19 protein-coding genes are annotated in these 18,653 nt (G+C 62.2%); 10 read left to right on the top strand and 9 right to left on the bottom strand.

The genetic code is table 11. The annotated features are described in order from the left end of the window. Position 1 precedes the first annotated feature (1 nt). Complete coding sequence (locus ACFWYE_RS23145) at positions 2–847, bottom strand: MurR/RpiR family transcriptional regulator (protein ID WP_379114600.1); 846 nt, start codon at positions 845–847, stop codon at positions 2–4. A gap of 227 nt (positions 848–1,074) precedes the next feature. On the opposite strand from ACFWYE_RS23145, the gene ACFWYE_RS23150 reads away from it, so the two are divergent. The 10 genes from ACFWYE_RS23150 to ACFWYE_RS23195 all read left to right on the top strand — a co-directional run bounded on the left by ACFWYE_RS23150 (position 1,075) and on the right by ACFWYE_RS23195 (position 9,677). After that, positions 1,075–1,248 (top strand): hypothetical protein, encoded by a 174-nt coding sequence (locus ACFWYE_RS23150; protein ID WP_165358259.1) that lies wholly within the window; start codon positions 1,075–1,077, stop codon positions 1,246–1,248. Positions 1,249–1,367: 119 nt separating this feature from the next. Then, complete coding sequence (locus tag ACFWYE_RS23155) at positions 1,368–2,336, top strand: FHA domain-containing protein (protein ID WP_379114601.1); 969 nt, start codon at positions 1,368–1,370, stop codon at positions 2,334–2,336. Continuing rightward, positions 2,333–2,764 carry a hypothetical protein gene (locus ACFWYE_RS23160; protein ID WP_379071266.1) on the top strand — a complete coding sequence of 144 codons (432 nt, stop codon included), beginning with the start codon at positions 2,333–2,335 and terminating at the stop codon, positions 2,762–2,764. The genes ACFWYE_RS23155 and ACFWYE_RS23160 overlap by 4 nt, the downstream gene beginning before the upstream one ends. Positions 2,765–2,790: 26 nt before the next feature. Further along, entirely contained in the window at positions 2,791–3,093 is a 303-nt protein-coding gene (locus tag ACFWYE_RS23165) for a tetratricopeptide repeat protein (protein WP_379114602.1), read from the top strand. Continuing rightward, positions 3,090–5,240: a type III secretion system export apparatus subunit SctV gene (sctV, locus tag ACFWYE_RS23170; protein WP_379114604.1), complete on the top strand. Its 2,151-nt coding sequence runs from the start codon at positions 3,090–3,092 to the stop codon at positions 5,238–5,240. The genes ACFWYE_RS23165 and sctV overlap by 4 nt, the downstream gene beginning before the upstream one ends. 61 nt (positions 5,241–5,301) lie before the next feature. Next, positions 5,302–6,651, top strand: a complete 1,350-nt coding sequence (locus tag ACFWYE_RS23175; protein ID WP_379114606.1) for a type II and III secretion system protein family protein — start codon at positions 5,302–5,304, stop codon at positions 6,649–6,651. A 10-nt stretch (positions 6,652–6,661) separates the two neighbouring features. Then, a complete protein-coding gene (locus ACFWYE_RS23180; RefSeq protein WP_379071274.1) occupies positions 6,662–7,099 on the top strand; it encodes a hypothetical protein in 438 nt (145 codons plus the stop codon). Positions 7,100–7,166: 67 nt separating this feature from the next. Further along, positions 7,167–7,970, top strand: coding sequence for a tetratricopeptide repeat protein (locus tag ACFWYE_RS23185; RefSeq protein ID WP_379114608.1), 804 nt, complete (start codon positions 7,167–7,169; stop codon positions 7,968–7,970). 23 nt (positions 7,971–7,993) lie between these two features. Further along, complete coding sequence (locus ACFWYE_RS23190; protein WP_379114610.1) at positions 7,994–9,034, top strand: EscU/YscU/HrcU family type III secretion system export apparatus switch protein; 1,041 nt, start codon at positions 7,994–7,996, stop codon at positions 9,032–9,034. Between the two features lie 88 nt (positions 9,035–9,122). Beyond that, on the top strand, positions 9,123–9,677 hold the full coding sequence (locus ACFWYE_RS23195) for a PRC-barrel domain-containing protein (protein ID WP_379114612.1): 555 nt from the start codon (positions 9,123–9,125) through the stop codon (positions 9,675–9,677). Between the two features lie 59 nt (positions 9,678–9,736). On the opposite strand, the gene ACFWYE_RS23200 is transcribed toward ACFWYE_RS23195, so the two are convergent. Genes ACFWYE_RS23200 through ACFWYE_RS23235 form a run of 8 tightly spaced genes read right to left on the bottom strand, consistent with a single transcriptional unit; the run spans position 9,737 to position 18,653 of the window. Then, positions 9,737–10,429 carry an ABC transporter ATP-binding protein gene (locus tag ACFWYE_RS23200; RefSeq protein ID WP_379071282.1) on the bottom strand — a complete coding sequence of 231 codons (693 nt, stop codon included), beginning with the start codon at positions 10,427–10,429 and terminating at the stop codon, positions 9,737–9,739. After that, on the bottom strand, positions 10,426–12,138 hold the full coding sequence (locus tag ACFWYE_RS23205) for an ATP-binding cassette domain-containing protein (RefSeq protein WP_379114614.1): 1,713 nt from the start codon (positions 12,136–12,138) through the stop codon (positions 10,426–10,428). The genes ACFWYE_RS23200 and ACFWYE_RS23205 overlap by 4 nt, the downstream gene beginning before the upstream one ends. Further along, the gene (locus ACFWYE_RS23210) at positions 12,125–12,994 is read right to left on the bottom strand and encodes a branched-chain amino acid ABC transporter permease (protein WP_379114616.1); all 870 of its coding nucleotides are present in this window, start codon (positions 12,992–12,994) and stop codon (positions 12,125–12,127) included. The genes ACFWYE_RS23205 and ACFWYE_RS23210 overlap by 14 nt, the downstream gene beginning before the upstream one ends. A 60-nt stretch (positions 12,995–13,054) precedes the next feature. Further along, a complete protein-coding gene (locus ACFWYE_RS23215) occupies positions 13,055–14,239 on the bottom strand; it encodes an ABC transporter substrate-binding protein (RefSeq protein WP_379114618.1) in 1,185 nt (394 codons plus the stop codon). Positions 14,240–14,287: 48 nt separating this feature from the next. Then, positions 14,288–15,385 (bottom strand): CobW family GTP-binding protein, encoded by a 1,098-nt coding sequence (locus tag ACFWYE_RS23220; RefSeq protein WP_379114621.1) that lies wholly within the window; start codon positions 15,383–15,385, stop codon positions 14,288–14,290. Continuing rightward, positions 15,372–17,036 carry an amidohydrolase gene (locus tag ACFWYE_RS23225; RefSeq protein ID WP_379114623.1) on the bottom strand — a complete coding sequence of 555 codons (1,665 nt, stop codon included), beginning with the start codon at positions 17,034–17,036 and terminating at the stop codon, positions 15,372–15,374. Before ACFWYE_RS23225 ends, ACFWYE_RS23220 begins: the two co-directional genes overlap by 14 nt. A 49-nt stretch (positions 17,037–17,085) precedes the next feature. After that, the gene (locus ACFWYE_RS23230; RefSeq protein WP_379114625.1) at positions 17,086–17,859 is read right to left on the bottom strand and encodes an SDR family NAD(P)-dependent oxidoreductase; all 774 of its coding nucleotides are present in this window, start codon (positions 17,857–17,859) and stop codon (positions 17,086–17,088) included. Then, on the bottom strand, positions 17,856–18,653 hold the full coding sequence (locus ACFWYE_RS23235; RefSeq protein WP_379114627.1) for an SDR family oxidoreductase: 798 nt from the start codon (positions 18,651–18,653) through the stop codon (positions 17,856–17,858). The genes ACFWYE_RS23230 and ACFWYE_RS23235 overlap by 4 nt, the downstream gene beginning before the upstream one ends.

The following is an 18,653-nucleotide window of genomic DNA, read 5'->3' on the forward strand; positions in this document are numbered from 1 at the left end:
GCTAGCGAGCGGCCTTCCAATAGACGCCGAAGGCAGCGAGCTGCTCTTGCGACTGTTTGAGTTTTTCGGCGGCATCGACATTGGTGAGCGGCGTGGCCAGAGCGACCAGGATCTCAACCGCGGCAAATGCCGGTACCATGCTCGGGAAAAATGAACTCGAGTTCGATGTCACTACGATCGTCTCGCGAGCCATCCGCGCCAGCGGCGAAACGCTGCTGTCGGTGATTGCCAGTATCGCCGCACCCTGGCTTGCGCACTGACGGGCGAAATCGATGGTAGCGCGCTCGTAGGGTGCGAAGCCGATCGCAAGCACGACATCGCCTGCGCCTGCATCCAGCAGCGCTTCGGCACCAGCGCCCTGCGAATCCGCCACGAACACGGCCTTGCGGCCTTCATCAACGAGAGGCGAAACCGTCTGCACGAAATGGCCCACGACCGAACGCGAGCTTCCGAATCCCAGACCAAAAATGGTCTTTGACCCGGCGATCAGCTTGGCTGCCGCCAGAAACTGCATGGCGCTGCCGTATTCGCCGAGGCTGGCGATCTGAGCGGCGAGCGTGTCTGCCGCGATCCCGGCTGCGGGATAGTCCGGATCCTGTTGCGGCAACGAGCCGGATCGCCCCACCTCGCCCACACCGCGTTCACGCAAAGCTCGCGCGTACAGGCTGCGCATATCCTCATAGCCATCGAGGCCAAGCCAGCGCGCCAGCCGCATCATAGTGCTGTGCGACACGCCCGCCTGATTCGCCTGCTCACGCATGGACATCAAGGCGACGTCCTGGGGATGGTCGAGCACGAATCGCGCAGCGACTTGCAACTGCGGCGGCATCGTTTCGAATCGCTCCACGAGCAGTTCCGACAAAGGACCTTTTTCCATTTCCTAACCCCAATTTGCCCGGTTCGAATTTACCTGCTGCTCGATGACAATGCAACAGTTGGAATTTTCGTGTTTTCGCTATTCCAAATGGACTTTTCATTTCCGCAGGGCTGCACTAAGTTCGAACAGCAATCTAAAGGGAGTCCATTACGCCGGGCTGTCACGATTGCGTGGAATGGATCCTCAAGGAGACAGTCATGACCACTACCCCTCCCGTCAACGGCGGAAGTCCGGAGCAGAACCTGGACAAGATGATCAAACACCAGGAGCGGATGTTCGGCCTGGAGATCAACAAAGAGATCGCGAAATCTCAGCACGATATGTTGATGAGCACCGCCAGGACTCTTGGCCAGTCGGCCGAAAAGGCCTGAGGCGCAGGGTTTATCAATCATTCTGCGCCGCCGGAGGTTGCCGGCGGCGAGCCTTTTCTCGGTGCAAGAACGTTGGACCAAGAGGCGTTTGAAATCGTTTCGGCGGGAGGTTGAAAGGCATGAGCGCTCACTCGACCCAGAAGCTTGAAGGTGGCTCGGGCAAGCTTGCGTTGCGTGCCCTTGCGAGCGGCGCCGCAGGCCTGATCCCCTACAAGCCCACGACATTGGCAGTGGTCGGCGGCTTTCATAGCGGTGCCAGCCTTGAGTTGACCGAACCTTCCTATGTGATCGGTTCTGACAGCGGTTCGGACATCGTCCTCAGGGATCCTGGAATCGCATCACTCCACGTCAGGCTTCACCGCAAGGGCAGCCTGGTTGAAATCGAAGCCATCGGTGGTGACCTCGAGCTTGACGGTGGCCAAACCGTCCGCAAGGGCCAGGGTTGTCGGCGTCGGCTGCCACTCGGCATTTCATTAGGCGCGGCGCAACTGCAACTCACGGGACCTGAACCTGCCAAAAGCCGCTGGTCGCTGTCGCAGCGCCCTTTGCTTGCAGGAGGCGTTTTCATCGCAGCGGTTTTCGCCATTTCCATTGCCGCCAATGGCCTGTCCATTGCAAAGACTGACGACAAAGCCGTCAAGATCGCGCTCGCCGACGGCGAGGTAACGGGAAGCATTCCTGGTGCCGATGCCGAACATCTGGCTGCCGCGCAAACGGCATTGACCGAGCGGCTCGGGCAATCGGGACTGGGAACCGTTTCGGTCGGTCGATCGGACGAACGTCTGGTCGTTTCCGGCACGATACCCAATGCGCAATCCGGCACCTGGACCGAGGTCCGCACTTGGTTCGACCAGAAATTCGGACAGGTGCCGCTGGTGTCGAATATCGCGGTTGGCGATGCCGCGCAGCCACCGCGCCTCACCCTGCAGGCGATCTGGTATGGCGAGCGCCCTTATGTGATCGCTGGCGATGGCACACGCTATCATGAAGGCGCTTTCACGAATGACGGCTGGACCATCAAGGAAATTGGACAGACCGCGCTCGTGCTGACAAAGGGCGGCGCCACCGTCGCGCTGAAGTACCAGTGAACCGCCGTGTCGACGGGCCACGTTTCGACGCACGGCCGGATTCGATTGGCAGGGACGGGCATGCGAACGCTTCCCATCCTCAACCGATTGAACGCCGGCGCCTGAATGGCGTCAACCGGACCAAAACAAAAAGCGCGAACTCCGCTTCTGGCACCGATGAACTGGAAACGGAGACCTTTGGCGGGCCGTCAGCAAGCACCACCGGCAAATCGCTCGACGAGATTCTCGCAGAGTTTGTCATGCCGGAAATCCCCGAACCGGCGATCCTGAGGCGTTCGGTCCCCATTCTGCACCATTTCATCACGGAGGTCGTGCCCGATCTCGAAGGTGGAGAGCCGCTGAGAGCGCTTGCCAGAACGCTGATGCACGACGAGATCGAGCGTCACCGGGAATTGCTTGGGCGTCTGCAAGGAGGGACTGGAACCTGACCGGGCCACGCGAGGCTGCGCATCTGTTGCATGTCCTTGGCCATCTCTACGGATGTCACGGCCAGGCCAGGCGGGGTGCCGTCTATCTGTTGATTGCAGCACAGCTTTCCCCGGAAGACCCCGGCGTACTGAGAACATTGGCACATCTGCTCATCCTGGACGGAGAAGCAGACAAGGCGCTCGCCACGATCGCCAGGCTGGAGACACTGGAAGGAATGCAACATCCCACCCTTCACCTCCTGAAAAGCCGCGCTTTGCTTGTTGCGGGGCGCAAGCCGGAAGCGCGCGAGGCGTTCCAACGCTTTCTGGCGAAAAGGCAGGTGCAATGACCCTTTCGCAACGGTTGCTGCACCTGCTCGGCAAAGCGTCTCAGCGCGGTGACCTGGTCATTGCCGTGCTGATACTGGTGGCCGTGGTGATGATGTTGATCCCGCTGCCGACTTTCCTGGTCGATACACTGATCACCGCGAACATCGCGCTCAGCGTGCTGATCCTGCTGGTCGCTTTCTACGTTTCACATCCGCTCGAATTCTCGTCGATGCCATCCGTTATCCTGATCGCCACGCTGTTTCGGCTGGCAATCACCATCACGACCACCCGCCTGATCCTGTTGCAGGCCGACGCGGGCGAGATCATCACGGCTTTCGGCAATTTCGTCGTCGGCGGCAGCATCGCGGTAGGATTGGTCGTCTTCCTTATCATCACCGTGGCGCAGTTCATCGTCATCGCGCGCGGCGCCGAGCGTGTCGCCGAAGTGGCTGCCCGCTTCACACTGGACGCCCTGCCCGGCAAGCAGATGAGCATCGACGCGGAACTCCGGAACGGCGACATCGACCAGGCTGAGGCCAGGCATCTGCGCCGGCAACTGGAGCGGGAAAGTCAACTCTTCGGCGCGATGGACGGCGCCATGAAATTCGTCAAGGGCGACGTCATTGCAGGCATCGTCATCATCCTGGTGAACCTCATCGGCGGCTTCACCGTCGGCACGTTGCAGCACGGCATGTCGATCGGACAAGCCGCATCCACCTACTCCCTGCTTACCGTTGGCGATGGTCTCGTGGCGCAGATCCCTGCCCTGCTCGTCGCCATCGCGGCGGGCACGATGGTGACGCGTGTCGGCGGTGCCGATGGGACGGAAGATCTCGGCAGGCAGATCAGCTTCCAGTTGTTGCGCGATCCACGTGCGCTCGGCCTTGCCGCGCTGATCATGATGGGGTTGGCGCTCGTACCGGGTTTCCCCAGTCTTGTCTTCGTCGCACTCGGCATCGCCTTCGGCGCTGGTGCTTTCATGATCCATCGCAATACCCGTCGCGAAGAGGAACCGGAGGAGATCCTGTCCGCAACGTCACAAGACACCGAAGGCGTACCTGCGCTCGAGGGTAACTCCAGGCCGTTGCTCGGCTCTGCACGCATCATCGTCAGGCTCGGCAAGGAACTGGCCGCCGAAGTGGCCGAGTTGCAATTTCGCCAGCGGACCGAGGCGATGGGTCGAAAGATCTTCGAAGATCTCGGTGTCGAGATTCCGGCCGTCGGGATTGATGTCAGCGACATGATTTCTCCCCGCAACATCCGCATCGACCTCGAAGGCGTGCCGATCCTGGAAGCCGAGATCCCGGCCAACCGGGTGCTGGTGGAGACAGAGGCAAGCCATCTGGAACTGCTCAGCCTCACCTATGAGGAAGGTGCGGCCCTTGTCGGCCAACGTAAGTTCTCATGGGTCGATCGGGACGACGTTCCGGCGCTGGAGGAGGCACAGCTGCCCTATTCGGAGCCGCTTGATATCGCGTCCAAATGGACCGCGCATGCACTCCAGCTCTATTGCGGCCATTTCGTCGGCATCCAGGAAACACGCAAGCTGCTCTCCGAGATGGAGACGGACTATGCCGACCTGGTGCGACAGACCGCCGAGATCGTGCCTTTGCAGAAGATCGCCGACGTGCTGAGGCGGCTGGTGGCCGAAAATGTGCCTATCCGCAACCTTCGGCTTGTTCTGGAGGCGTTGGTCGATGCCGGGCAACGCGAACAGGACGTCGTTCCACTCACCGAGCATGTCCGGACAGCACTGAGGCGCCAGATCAGCTTCCGCGTTGCTGACCGCAACAACATCATCTCCGCCTATGTGCTGCAGCGTTCCGCCGAGGATATCCTGCGTGAAGCGGTGCAGACTTCATCGACGGCAAGCTTCCTGAACACTGCAGACTCCGGCGTCCAGGCGGTGGCCGCCGAAATCGAACGCAATCTTTCACGCGCCGCGGCAAGCGTTTCGCCGGTCGTCGTGACGGCGAGCGATGTGCGCCGTCATATGCGCGCGCTTCTGGTGCAAAACGGCATCGAACTGTCGGTTCTTTCCTTCCAGGAGCTCGCGCCCGAATTCAACGTCCAGCCACTGGCAACGATCTCAGGAAATTCAGGACGATCGAGAACCCCATCGCTGCCTTCGGCGGGTGCGCTGGGTGGACAAAACAGAGCCGGATGAACCGGGGCAGCAACGGTATCGGGGACCAACGGATGCCGGCCATGCTGAAGAGAGGGACTGCATGCCAAGCCACTATGCCGCGACAACCGACCGGCGGCTCGAAGCCTGGATAAAAGCGCCATGGGTGGTGCTTGCATTCGTCGTTTTCCTGATCAGCCTCGCGTCGTCCCTGACAGTGTTGAGGGCGCAGGAAATCTCGGACCTGCCCGCGCAACCGATGGTGGATCTCCCCGTCGGCCAGGGACGTCTGCTTCGTTTCAACGAACCGGTCGAATCCGTGCTGATTGCCGACACCACGATCGCCGACCTGCAGGTCGTCTCGCCGGGGGTGGTTTATGTCTTCGGCCTGAAGCCCGGCCTGACCAATCTGATCGCCATAACCTCCGACGAACGCATCAAGGCAACCGCGCAGTTTCGCGTAACGGCGGATATTTCATCGGCCAATCAGGCAAAGAAAGCCCTGCGTCCGAACTCGGCCACCAATCTTGCCATTTTCGGCAATCGCATCGTCATGACCGGTGAGGCCCGCGGCGTCGAAGAAGCGACGGACATGGACAACATCGCTCGCACTGTCGCTCCGCCTGAACAGCCGCCGATCAACAACATGACAGTGACGGGCTCGCAGCAGGTCAACATCCGCGTGCGCTTTGCTGAAGTCTCACGGACAGAACTCCAGTCCTATGGCGTTGATTGGAATGTCGGTTACGAGAGCGGCGGCTTCAAATTCAATATGTTCCAGGACAATGGCGTGCCGATCGGCAGGAATGGAAATCTCCATCTGGGAATGGACCAGGCCTCCGGTGTCAACTTCGATATCCTGATCGAGGCGCTGCAGCGCAACGGCATCGTCAAGATACTGGCCGAGCCGAACCTGACCGCTGTCACGGGCCAAACGGCGAAATTCCTGGCCGGCGGCGAGATCCCCATTCCCATTCCGCAAGGCAATGACGTTGTCACCGTCCAGTACAAGCCGTTTGGCGTTTCGCTGGGTTTCACGCCGACGCTGATTGGTCGCAACCGCATCGCGCTCAACGTGCAGCCGGAAGTCAGCTCGTTGTCCGACAGTGGTACTGCCATTGGCGCGAACGGTTTTTCGCTGCCGAGCTTCGTGGTTCGCCGAGCCGACACCACCGTTGAAGTGGCCAGCGGCCAGACCTTTGCCATCGCGGGGCTTTTCCAGCAGCGCACATCTCGGAATGTCGAGAAATTCCCGGTGCTTGGCGACGTGCCCGTGCTTGGCCCGCTATTCCAGTCGCAACGTTTCCAGCGCGAAGAGACCGAGCTGGTCATCCTGATCACGCCCTATCTGGTCGAGCCGGTGCGTGACAGCCTCGCCACCCCACAGGATCGGCCAGCGAAACGCGCCAAGCGAAAAAAAAGCGGCGCGTCCGTCGGCCTAATCGTCAAGTAGGAGAACCGCGATGAGAGTGCCACGTGCCCTTTATGCCGTCATCCCGGCCATTTTACTGAGCGGCTGCGTCGGTGCTGCCACCAGGCCTGAGCAGGACTATTCGCCTGGCTACAGCTATGTGGCGACCGGCCCCGGCGGTTCGGACAAGACAGCATCCGGTTCGGTGCTCGCGCCCAACTCCTGCCTGAACGATCCGGTCGATGACGACAATACGCCTGCTGCTTCGAAGGCGAGCCTGACGCAGATTTCCGGCGTGGGCCAGCACCTGCCGCCGGGCTGCGCCAACGCCTACAATCTGCAGCGCATGGTGGAAAGCCAACGGGACCTTGTCGAAGGTCGTCGCATGGGGCCAGCAGCCGCAGGCCCGACTGCACGCGCGGCGCGGCGCTACCTCGACGGCGAGCAACCTGCGGCACCAGCTGAGACCTCCGACCTTTCGACCAACTAACCAACGAAAACCAACCCGGCGACGTGGCTGATCAGCCGACCACCGAGGTAAATGGGGAGAGATGGAAATGCGTGTACCTATCGTGCTCCTGCCGGTCTTGGCCATCGTGGCTCTGGCGGGCTGCCAGACCGGAAGCCACAGTGCCGTCAATCCGAAGGCCGCGGCTTCGAGCTCCCCGTCGGAGCGACTGGTGAATCTCGCCGATGATATTGCGAAGCGCGGCGACAGCGATACAGCGATCGCCCTTTATCAAAAGGCCGCCGCGCTGCCTGATGCCCGGCCGAGCGCTTATGTGAAGACCGGCGATGCTTACATGCGCGCCGGCGAGCCGGCCGAGGCCGCAAAAGCCTATCAGGCGGCGCTCGCCAAGGCGCCGAACAATGGCGAAGCGATGCTTGGCCTGGGGTCGGCGATGATGGATGCCGGTGACTACAACGCCGGAATGCGAGCGCTTGCTCAGGCGGCGCCGCTGGTCAACACCAGCAGTTCCTACAATCGCCTCGGTGTGGCACAGACGCTTTCCGGTCACACCCAGGAAGCGCAGGTCACCTTCGGTCAGGCGCTCAAGATGGCACCTGGCGACCTCGACATCGAAACCAACATGGCTCTGGCCGCGGGACTCGAAGGCAATGCCGGTGTAGCGTTGCCCCTGGCGCAAAAGCTGGTCGGAGCCTCCAACGCGCAGCTTCACCACAAACGTAACGCCGTCATCGTCTACGGGCTGCTGGGCCAGGGCGATCAGGTCAGGGCAGCACCTCCGGTCGGCTTGCCGACACAGGAGATCAACAAGCTGCTGTCGCAAGCTCAGTCCATCCGTGCCAAGGGCAGCACACAGGCCAAGGCCCAGGCCCTCGGTTCAGTTCTCGGCTAGCGACGGAAGGCCCGTGGGGCGAGATGGCCGAAGAAGCCGAGGAAAAAAGACTACCGGCATCCGACAAGAAGCTGCGCGATGCCAAACGCAAGGGCCAGGTTTCGCAAAGCCGCGACTTTGTTTCGGGCTTCGGCCTGTGCGCGGTGCTTGCCTATGTCTATCTCGTCTGGCCGACCGCGTCGGCGCATTTTTCCGAACTGGTCGACACCATCACGGACTACAATGTCCCCTTCGGCGAGATCTTGCAGCGCAGCGGCCGTCACGCATTCTTCCTGCTGATGTACATCACCGTGCCGATGGTCGCGATCGTCGTCGCGGTCACCCTCGTCTTTGGCATGCTGGCGACCTTCGGTCCGGTCTTTTCCTTCGAGACCATCAAACCGCAATTCGACCATATCAACCCGGCCAAAGGCCTGCAGAAGATCATGTCCCTGCGCAATGTCGTGGAGTTCGTGAAAGGTCTGGTCAAACTGATCTTTCTGTCCACCCTGTTCGTGGTGATCCTGGTGCAGTGGCTGCAACCGCTTTTCGATGCACCGGGATGCGGCATGTCCTGCATGACACCGATGCTGTGGGGCGTGATGGTCCCTGTCGGCGTTTCGGCCGCTCTCGCTTTCCTTGCGATCGGTATCTTCGACGTCCCGCTGCAGCGCTGGCTGTTCCTGCGCGACATGCGCATGACCACGACCGAGTACAAGCGCGAACACAAGGATATGGAAGGCGATCCGCTTATCCGCCAGGAACAGCGACGCCAGCGGCGGGAAGCGGTGCAGCAGCCGGCGCGGCTGGGTGTCCAGAACGCCGTCATCGTGTTTGCGGGCAACGAACTGGCGGTGGGGCTGCGCTACATCAAGGGCGAAACGCCGGTCCCGACAATCGTGGCCAAGGGACAGGGCCGCGCGGCACTTGATATGATCGCCCAATCCCGGTCAGCCGGCATCCCCATCGTGGAGGATGCATCACTTGTGCAGGATCTCTTCGAGAAGACCAACATCGGAAACTATGTCGGCCAGAATCTGTTCTCGCCGATCGTGCGTCATCTCGTCCGCCACGGCCTGACATAATCCCTTCCCGAACCCTCAACTTTTCGGAACGATCCCTTCGACGTGCCGTTGGGTCCTTGTGCATCCGTTGCAGAAAAGGAGATCAGGCATGATGAAAACGGCACTTTTGGGCGCGACATGCGCACTGCTGATTGGTGGCTCCGCGCTCGCGCAAACCGCAACGCCAAACGCCGGTGGATCGACTGAAACCGAGATGTCGGTTTCGACAAAGGATGTCTTTACGGCGCCTCCCGGCACCGACGCCAACACCGTGGGTTCGATCCAGCCGAAGGACGGGCAGGTCCTGGCGACGAACTTCATCAGCCAGAGCGTTTATGAGAGCGACAAGGCCGATGCCGCTACCGTCGGCAAGGTCAATGATCTTATCTTCACGCCTGAAGGCAAGATCGAAGCCGCAGTGGTCGGCGTTGGCGGGTTCCTTGGGGTCGGCGAGAAGGACGTCGCGGTCAGCCCCGACCAGTTGCAGATGGCGACACGCAGTGACGGCAAGACCTGGCTGGTCATGAAGGCCAGCAAGGATCAGCTCAACAGCGCGCCGGCCTTCGACAGGAACAAGCTGGCCGAAGGCGTCGCTCCGGGCGCATCCGACAGCGGCACGACGGCTCCGGCCGGAGGCGGCACGGCTTCGCCGCCGGCGCAGTAAGCAACAAAGTCGCAATATGCAATCCGGCCCGGTCAACCGGGCCGGATTTCCTTGTTGCGCTACCCTCCCAGATACAGCTTGTGCAGTTCGTCTGGTGAGCGCAGCAGCGTCTTGCAGTCACCATCATAAACGACACGGCCGCGGCGCAGGACATAGGCGCGATTGCCGATGCCAAGGGCAAGAGCCGCGAACTGCTCGACGAGCAGCACGGCAAGACCAGCATCAGCCAGCTTACGCACTGCCGCCATCAGCCGCGAGACGATGACCGGGGCGAGTCCCGCCGACATTTCGTCGATCATCAGCACTTTCGGTCGGGTCAGGAGCGCCCGCGCGATGACCAGCATCTGCTGTTCGCCACCCGACAGCAGACCGGCGCGTACCGTGCGACGCTGCAGCAACTCGGGGAACAGGCCATAGGCTTCGGAAAGATCACTGCCGTCGCGCAACGCCACCTTCATGTTCTCTTCGGTGGTCAGCTGGCTGAAGATGGTACGGCCCTGTTCGACATGCGCCAGGCCTTGACGCGAGCGCTGGCCCGGCCGGGCTTTCTGGATCTCGTGGCCGTCGATGGCGATGGTTCCGCTCGCCACCGGAATGATGCCGGAAAGCCCTTCGAGCAACGTCGTCTTGCCGGCGCCGTTGGCTCCCAGCACGACACTGATCGAGCCGCTTTCGACACGCGCATCGATGCCCGTGACAACAGGCAGTTCGGAGCGACTGATCGACAGCGAGGAAATGACAAGTTCACTCATGCCGCGACGCTTTCCTCGATGCCGAGATAGGCTCGTTTGACGGGGCCCTGGTCCAGAACCACGGCGGGCGGACCAGATGCGATGACTCGGCCAAAGTCGAGCACCGTGACCTGGCTGCAGGCAGCTCGCACGAGATCCATGTCGTGTTCGACCAACAATACGGAAGATCCGAAACGTGCCGGAATCTCCGCGATGCGCTTGCCGAGCCTGAGTGTCTCCTCATGCGACTGGCCGGCTGCCGGCTCGTCGAGCAGGATGACGGCAGGTCTTGCCGCGACCACGCCGGCGACATCGAGCAGACGGCGCGTACCGGCATCGACCGCAACCACGGGCGTTTCCGGGTTCGGGCAATCCAGCCAGTCGAGCATGGCGCGAACTTCGGCCTCGCTCAGATTGCCGGCGGCAAGGCGCAGATAGCCACCCACCGTCAATTCGGGCGCGATGCGGTTGGTCTGCCAGGTGCGGCGCACCCCTGCCCGGGCCCTGAGATGTGCAGCCTGCCCTTCCAGCGGCGTCGTTCCCAGCTTGATCGAGCCTTTATAAGAGCCAAGGAAACCCGAAACCGCGTCGATGAAGGTCGATTTTCCGGCACCGTTCGGCCCGATCAGGCCGGCCACCGAACCGGCGGGAATGGTCAGATCGACGCCATCCAGCGCCAAGACTGTGCCGTAGCGCACGGTGAGCTTGTCGACGGTGAGCGCAGCACCCTTGGTATGTTCGGTGCGTGTCGGCAAATCGCCTTCCGAAGGGGCGCTGCCGCCATCCTTCCTTTTTGGCGCCAGCTTGCGCAGCAAGCGACGGTAAGTTTCGCTCATCGTCTCGCCAGTCGACAATGCCTGTGTGGCACCGAGCGCGAACAGCACGTTGCCGATGTCCTGCGGCAGGTCGAAGCGGCGCAGGATTTCCGGGAACATGACCACGAGGAGACCGCCGATAATGGCGCCCTCGGTGAAATGCGCACCGGTCATCACTGCGACAGCATAGAGACTGAGCGACTGCATCATCGAGAAGTTCTCGGCGACCAGCGTGCCGAGATAACCAGCGAGCAGGCCGCCGGAGATGCCGGCGATGAAGGCGCTGATGGCGAAGGCGGAGAGCTTGGCCTTGGCAACGCTGACACCGTGTGCCGCCGCGGCACGTTCGGAATGGCGAACAGCAAGCCAGGAGGCGCCAAGCCTTGAGCGTGTCAGGAACTCCAGCGCCACGGCGATCGCCACATAGAAGATCAATGCGAAGACGAAGTAGCCTTCGTCGCTGTCGAACAGCGCTGGCCTCGGCACCTGGATGAAGGCGGTCTGGCCTGGAAATGTCATGGTGGCCAGGATAACGTCGAAGGCAGCTGCAAACGACAGTGTGATGATGGCGAGATTGATGCCGCGCAGCCTGAGTGCCGGCAGTCCGATCGCCACACCCAGCGGCACGGCGGCCAGGCCGCCGAGCAAGATCCAGAGCGCCAGGCCGCCCGGCGCCTCGGCGAGGTTGAGATAGCCCACCGTCCAGGCGCCGACGCCGGCAAAGGACATCTGGCAGAGCGCAATCATGCCGGTGCGGCCAGCCACGAGCCCAAGGCTCTGCAGCGCCACGCCGGTGATCAGCACCGACGTGGCCAGGAACACCCAATAGGACGGCAGCAGGCCGGCGATGACGCCGCCAAGAACGACGGCGGCGATGATGATTATGAGCGAGGCCCGGATACTAGCGCGCTTCATCCCAGCGGGCCTCCCTTTGCGACCACAGAAGCACACCCAGGATGACCAGGAACGGAATGGCGCTGCGATATTGCGCGATCGAGTCGACTGAGCTCGCCAGGCCCTCCAGCACGCCGAGCAGAATGCCGCCGGCGAGCGTCAGCCAGAAGCTGCGGAACAGCCCGACGAGTGCGGCCGCCAGAGCCGGCACCACCAAGAGGCTGAGCGTCATGAAATTCGGCGAACGCTGTGGCGCGATGATCATCAGCGTGAAAGTGGTGAAGGCACCGGTGGCACCCCACACCAGCAGCGACAACAGTCTCACCTTCACACCGATCAGTTCGGCGGCTAGCGGCCGGTCCGAAAGCGCACGCAGATGCAAACCAATGCGGGTCCGATTGAGAAACAGATCGGACAGCACAGTGAAAAGTACGGCAAGGCCGATGGTGAGGGCCGAAGCGATCGTCACCTCGACGCCGGCGAGGCGGAAGGCCGAGCCGGGAAACAGGTCCGGCATGACACGTGGATGCTGGCCACCGGTCAGCCTGAGGCCGATCGCGATCAAGCCAACCAGAAGGGCGGCCGTCACAGCAGCCTTGGTCGACGAGTTCGCTTCGGCAAACCAGCGCGTCATGATGAAGCCGATCAGCACGCCGACGGCCGCACCGACCAGAATGCCGGCAATCACGGACGGAAAGGTCGGATAGCCGGACTCAGTCAAGGCAATCAGCGCAAAGGTGCCGGCCGAACCGATGGCGGCGCCGGTGAAATTGACGACGGCGACAAGCCGGTAGGTGAAGACGGCGCAGACGCCGAGCAGCGCATAAGTGCCGCCTGCCGTCAGCCCCGCAATGGCGGGTGTGAGAAACGAATTCATCGATGATCCCGAATGAAAAAAGAGGACGGCAGAACATGTCTGCCGTCCTTCAGTCAGCGGCTACTTTGCGTCAGGAAGCACGACCCATTCCGGTGTTTCCACCTTCCAAGCCCCGTTTTCGAGCTTCATGACCTTGGTAGCGCGCATCGGCGAATGGGTCTTTGCTTCACCGAATACGTAAGGCGAGCCGGCGAGCGGATCCGAGATCGGCTTCATTTCCAGAAGCGCCTTGGTCACGCTTTCGCGCGTCACTTCACCGTCGATGCCCTCGATGACCTTGAGGAACATCTTGGCAGCCAGGTAACCACCCTGCGAGAAGGCGGTGAGCGGCCGGCCGGCCTTGTTCATGTCGGCCATCCACTGCGCGTTCGCGGCAGATCCCGTCTCAGTGAACGGCTCCCACTCGGTGCCGACATAGATCGGCTGCTTGGTGTCGGCGAGTGCCTTGGCCACCTGCACGGTATAGCCGGGAGCCAGGAACAGCCAGTTGATGCCGCTGATCTTCTGGGCGTCGACGGTCTTGATGAGCTGCACCACCTGCGGCTCGACCTGGTTGGTCAGCACCGTGTCGCAGCCGGCGTCGCGCGCCTTGATGACATAAGGCGTCAGATCGCCCTGGAAAGGCAGGGTGAGGTCAAGCAGATGCACCTTCTGGCCGCTGATCTTCTCCCAATCCTCGATGCCTTTCTTGTAGGCCTCCTGGGTGCCGCCGATGATGATGAAGAAAGCGCAGAATTTCTGGCTCTTCAGCACGTTGGTGGCGTAATAGCCCATGGCGGTCGACAGGGTGAACGGACCGACATTGACAGGTGCCACGCTGGGTGAGGAGAAACATGCGGCGTCGACGCCAAGCCCCTGAACCGAAGAGATTTTCTTACGGTTGTAGTTGACGGCGTTGACGGCGCAGTCGAGCAGGCTGCCCGAACCGACAAGAGCGACGGCTTCCTTGTTGTCGATCAGGTCGCGGGCCGCCTGGGCGGCGACCGCTGGATCGGCCTTGTCGTCGGCGATCGTATACTCGATCTTGCAGCCATTGATGCCGCCGGCGGCATTGACGGCGTCAAACGCGGCCTGTGTCGCCTTCGGCACTTCGCTGAAGTCGGCCGGGCCAGTGATGGTCGAAACCGCACCGACCTTGATGGTACCGTTGGCGCAGGTCGGGCCGACAGCAGCGGCGCCTCCCGTCAGGGCGCCGATGCCGATCGCGGCAAAGACGCCAGAAAGCAAAGCTGACTTCCAATGCATTTTCTCTCTCCCCTTGTTTCAAGCGTGTCTGCACGCCTTGATTGATTGCTATGCCGCGTGCCTTTCGGACGCTTGGGCCGGGCGAATCCCGGCGAACTTCGCGAGCGTTCGTTCGATGGTCTCGCGGGCGATGTCGCGCACGATGAAGACGAGCCGCGTGCGGCGATCAGGCGATGGCCATGAATCCAGTCTGACCGGCGGGTGAAACACATGCTGCACGCCGTGGAGCACCAATGGCCGCTCGATGTCGTCAGCCACGCAGACCAGCCCCTTGAGGCGAAGAAGATCTTCTCCCTTCAAGGCTGCTATGTAGTCCAGCCATGTTGCAAACGTCGTCCATTCCACCGGCTCGTCGATGACGAAGCTGTAGGACTGGATGCCGTGATGATGGCTCTGACCGTGGTGGTGATTGTGGTCGTGATGATCGCAATGCGCACCGCATTCGTGCTCATGGTCGTGAACCGACTGGACCGCCTTGTCGAACCAGGCCGCGATCCTGTCCGCGCGCGCGTCACGGTCCAGTGTTTCAGCGTCGAGCAGCGTTGCCAGCGCCGCGTCCGCGACGAGGCAGCGTTCGGCGGCTGGTGCGAGTGCCGCCAGCCTGTGCTGCAGAGCATCCACTTTCCAGCCATCGACAAGATCGGCCTTGGTGACGATCAGACGATCCGCCACCGCCACCTGCTTGGCGGCTTCGGCGTGACGTTCCAGCGTCGCCGGACCGTTGACGGCATCGACAGTGGTGATGACGCCGGCAATGCGGTAGCGGCTGGCGAGATCCGGCTCCGCAATCAGCGTATGCAGGATCGGTACGGGATCGGCCAAACCGGTCGTCTCGATGACGACGCGGCTGAGTTTCGGCAACTCGCCGTCGACAGCGCGCCGATGCAAGGTCTTCAGCGTCTCGACCAGATCACCGCGCACCGTGCAGCATACACAGCCATTGTCGAGCAGCTGGAACTGCTCTTCGCTGGCTTCGATCAACAGGTGATCGAGCCCGATCTCGCCGAATTCGTTGACGATGACGGCGGCACCCGCCATCGACGGCTCCTTGAGCAGCCGGTTGAGCAGCGTCGTCTTGCCGGAACCCAGGAAGCCGGTGAGGATGGTGACCGGGACAAGTTTGCCGGCGGGGTCAGGTTCGCTCATACACCACCCTTCCCTCGAACCAGGTCGTCATGACCTTGATGTCGGCGATCTCGTCGGCAGGGATTTCAAGCACGTTGCGGTCGAGTTCGATGAAGTCGGCCGATTTGCCGACCTCGATGGAACCAATCGTCTCGCCGAGCCCGATGGCGCGTGCGGAATTGATGGTGAAGATCTCCAGCGCGGTGGCGACGTCGATCGCCTCTTCGGGCCACAACGCCTCGCCGGCGAACTCACCGCTGGGGTTCTGGCGCGTCACCAGGCCTTCTATGCCGTTCCACGGATCGGGATTGGGCATGACCGGCCAGTCGGAGCCGCCTGCCAGCAGCGCGCCGGCGGCGAGCAACTGCTTGTTCGGCCAGAAGCGCAAGGCGCGCTCCACGCCCATCGCCTGCTTGTGTCCTTCCAGGAAACTGGTCGGATACCACAGGAATGGCGAAAGGTCGGCGGCGACGCCGAGTTCGGCAAAACGCGGAATGTCGCTAGGTGCGATATAGCTGGCATGGGCGATATGGTGGATCAGCCTGGTCGGACCGTTGAAAGAGCGCACGACATCGATGGCATCGAGCGCCTGGGAGACGGCCGCGTCGCCGGCGCAGTGGATCTTCACCGCGAGCCCGAGCTTCTCGCATTTGCCGACCCAGCGGATGAGATCCGGCACCGTGACGATGGTCGAGCCGCGGAAACAGCAGCCGAGAATCGGATCGGCGACATAGGGTTCATGGAACGCGGCGGTCTTGGCACCCGGAACGCCATCCAGGAAGACCTTGACGAAATCCGGCTTGGCGTGAGCGCTGCGATATTGTTCCTTGAGCGCGATCAGCTCATCGCCGGCAATGCCGAACATGAAGGAAGGCTCGACCGCCGGCATGGCGGAGACGGACCAGGCCGTCAGCTCCCCGCGGTCGTCCAGCCCCTTGAGGGCCGCCAGGATCGGCTGCATCGCGGCCGCATCGAGGAACGCCGTCACGCCGTAGGAATTCAGCGTGGAGATGGACTGCGCCATCGCCGCCCTGTCCATTTCCTCGGTGTAGTAGCCGGAATTGGCGATCACGCTTTCAACCAGACCAGAGGCGGATTCGATCATCAGACCGGTCGGCGCACCGGTTGCCGGATCGCGACCGATGGAGCCCTGCTCGGGGTCGGGCGTATTCTTGGTGATGCCAGCCAGTCGCATCGCTTCCGAGTTGACCCAGCGGTTGTGATAGCTGTCGTCGCGCAGCATCACCGGATGGCCTTGTGAGGCGGCATCCAGTTGGGCGAGAGCGTCCAGGCTGTTCAGCTTGGCGTGCAGATCGCTGCCCCACTGGCCGCCGATGATCCAGCTGCCCGGCTTCGTGGAAGCTGCCTTCTCGCGCACCTTGTCGACAATGGTTTCGAAGCTGGAGGTTGAGGCGTAACGCAGTTCGAACAGCTCCGCCTGACCGCCCATCATCAGATGGGCGTGGACGTCGACGACGCCTGGCATCAGCATCGCGCCCTTCAGGTCGACGTAGCGCGTGCTGCTTCCGGTAAATGGCGCGACGCTTGCCGTATCACCAACCGCCACGATGCGCCCGCCCTTCACCGCCAGATGCGATGCCCAGGGCAACTTGCGGTTCATCGTGTAGATGCGGCCGTTGCCGAGAACCAGATCGGCACTTTTGTCAGGCATTCCATTTCCTCCACCCATTCACCCGGCCGCCGCTGCGGCCGTATTCTCCTCACACCGCCCGATTATGGGTTGGTGCCCGCCCTCCACCGTCGGCCACCAGAACCGCACCCGTCACGAAGGATGCCTCGTCGGAAGCCAGGAACAGGCAGCACGATGCAATCTCGGCAGGGTCGGCGATCCGTCGCAGGGCAATACGGCTTGTCAGCGCCGCGAATTCCCGTTCCGGCGTCGAGCCGTTGGCGGTCGCCGCAACCTCCATCTCCTCTTCGCTCATCGGCGTGCGTACCCAGCCTGGCGCCAGCGCGTTGGCGCGGATGCCGTCCGGTCCATGCGCATAGGCAAGCGAGCGGGTGTAGGAGACCAATGCCGCCTTGCTCGCCGAATAGGCGGAATTCTGGGCGCTGGCATTGAAGGCGCCGACCGAGGCGATGTTGACGACGGAACCGCCCTTCTTCTTCAACAACGGCAGTGCAGCGCGGCATACCATCATCGTGCCGGTGACGTTGACGCCAAAGGTCTTCTCCCAGACCTCGTTGGACACGGTTTCCGGCTCGTCCGGGATCAGCAATCCAGCCGCGTTGACAAGGATGTCGACCTGCCCACGGCAGGCATCGATGGCGCGTGCCACATCAGCGTTGTCTGTGATGTCGCCATGCACGGCCTTGCCCCGGCTGGCCATGGCGGCATCGTCGAGAACCTCGCCTCCGAGGCCAAACAGGATGATTTCAGCGCCCTCTCTGCCGAAGAGTTCGGCCGTCGCCCGTCCCATGCCGGTGGCGGCGCCCGTGATCAGCGCCTTGCGCCCCTGCAAACGCCCGCTCACGACAGCCCCCAGTGCTTTTCGACCGCGTAACCGGTTTCGGGCAGCGTCGACCCACCATCGACGACGATCGTCTGGCCCGTTGTGTATCTGGCCTCGGCGGACGCCAGATAGAGCATGGCGTAGGCAATATCGTCGGCCTCGCCGTAGCGTCCGACGGGGATGAACCGGCTGAGCCTGTCAGCCACCTCAGGCTTGCTCATCGAACCGCGATCCTTGGAGATGAAGCCGGGCTCGACGCCATTCACGGTAATGCCGTCGCGTGCATATTCGAAGGCAGTACCCCGGATGAAGGCATTCACGCCAGCCTTGGCGGCCGAATAATGTGCCCCACCGGCCATGGCGACCCGTGCCGAGACCGATGACGTCACCAGGATGCGGCCGAACCTCTGCCTGCGCATGATGGGTGCTGCCGCCTGCGCCAGCCAGAAACAGGCCTTCAGGTTCAACGACAGGGCCTGTTCGAGCTTGTCCTCGTCGAGTTCATCGATAGAAGCCCAGGGGCAGCCACCCGCATTATGCACGACGATATCGAGCCGCCCCGCTCCCGAAGCGGCGTTGCCGACGACCTCATGCAACTCAGAGCGCCCGAGACCGGGAAGCGGCACGGCACGAGCAGACAGGCTTCGGGCGGTCAGATCCGCCGCCAGCATTTCGGCAACATCAAGGGTGCGGTTGGCGATGACAACGGAGGCCCCGGCCTCGGCAAAACGCGTTGCGATTGCAGCACCGATGCCGCGTCCACCACCTGTAATCAGCGCGACCCGTCCGGTCAGATCGAAGCCGGGCGTGCTCAT

The sequence above is a fragment of the Mesorhizobium sp. NPDC059025 genome (genome assembly GCF_042739655.1).
In the GTDB taxonomy this organism is placed as follows: domain Bacteria; phylum Pseudomonadota; class Alphaproteobacteria; order Rhizobiales; family Rhizobiaceae; genus Mesorhizobium.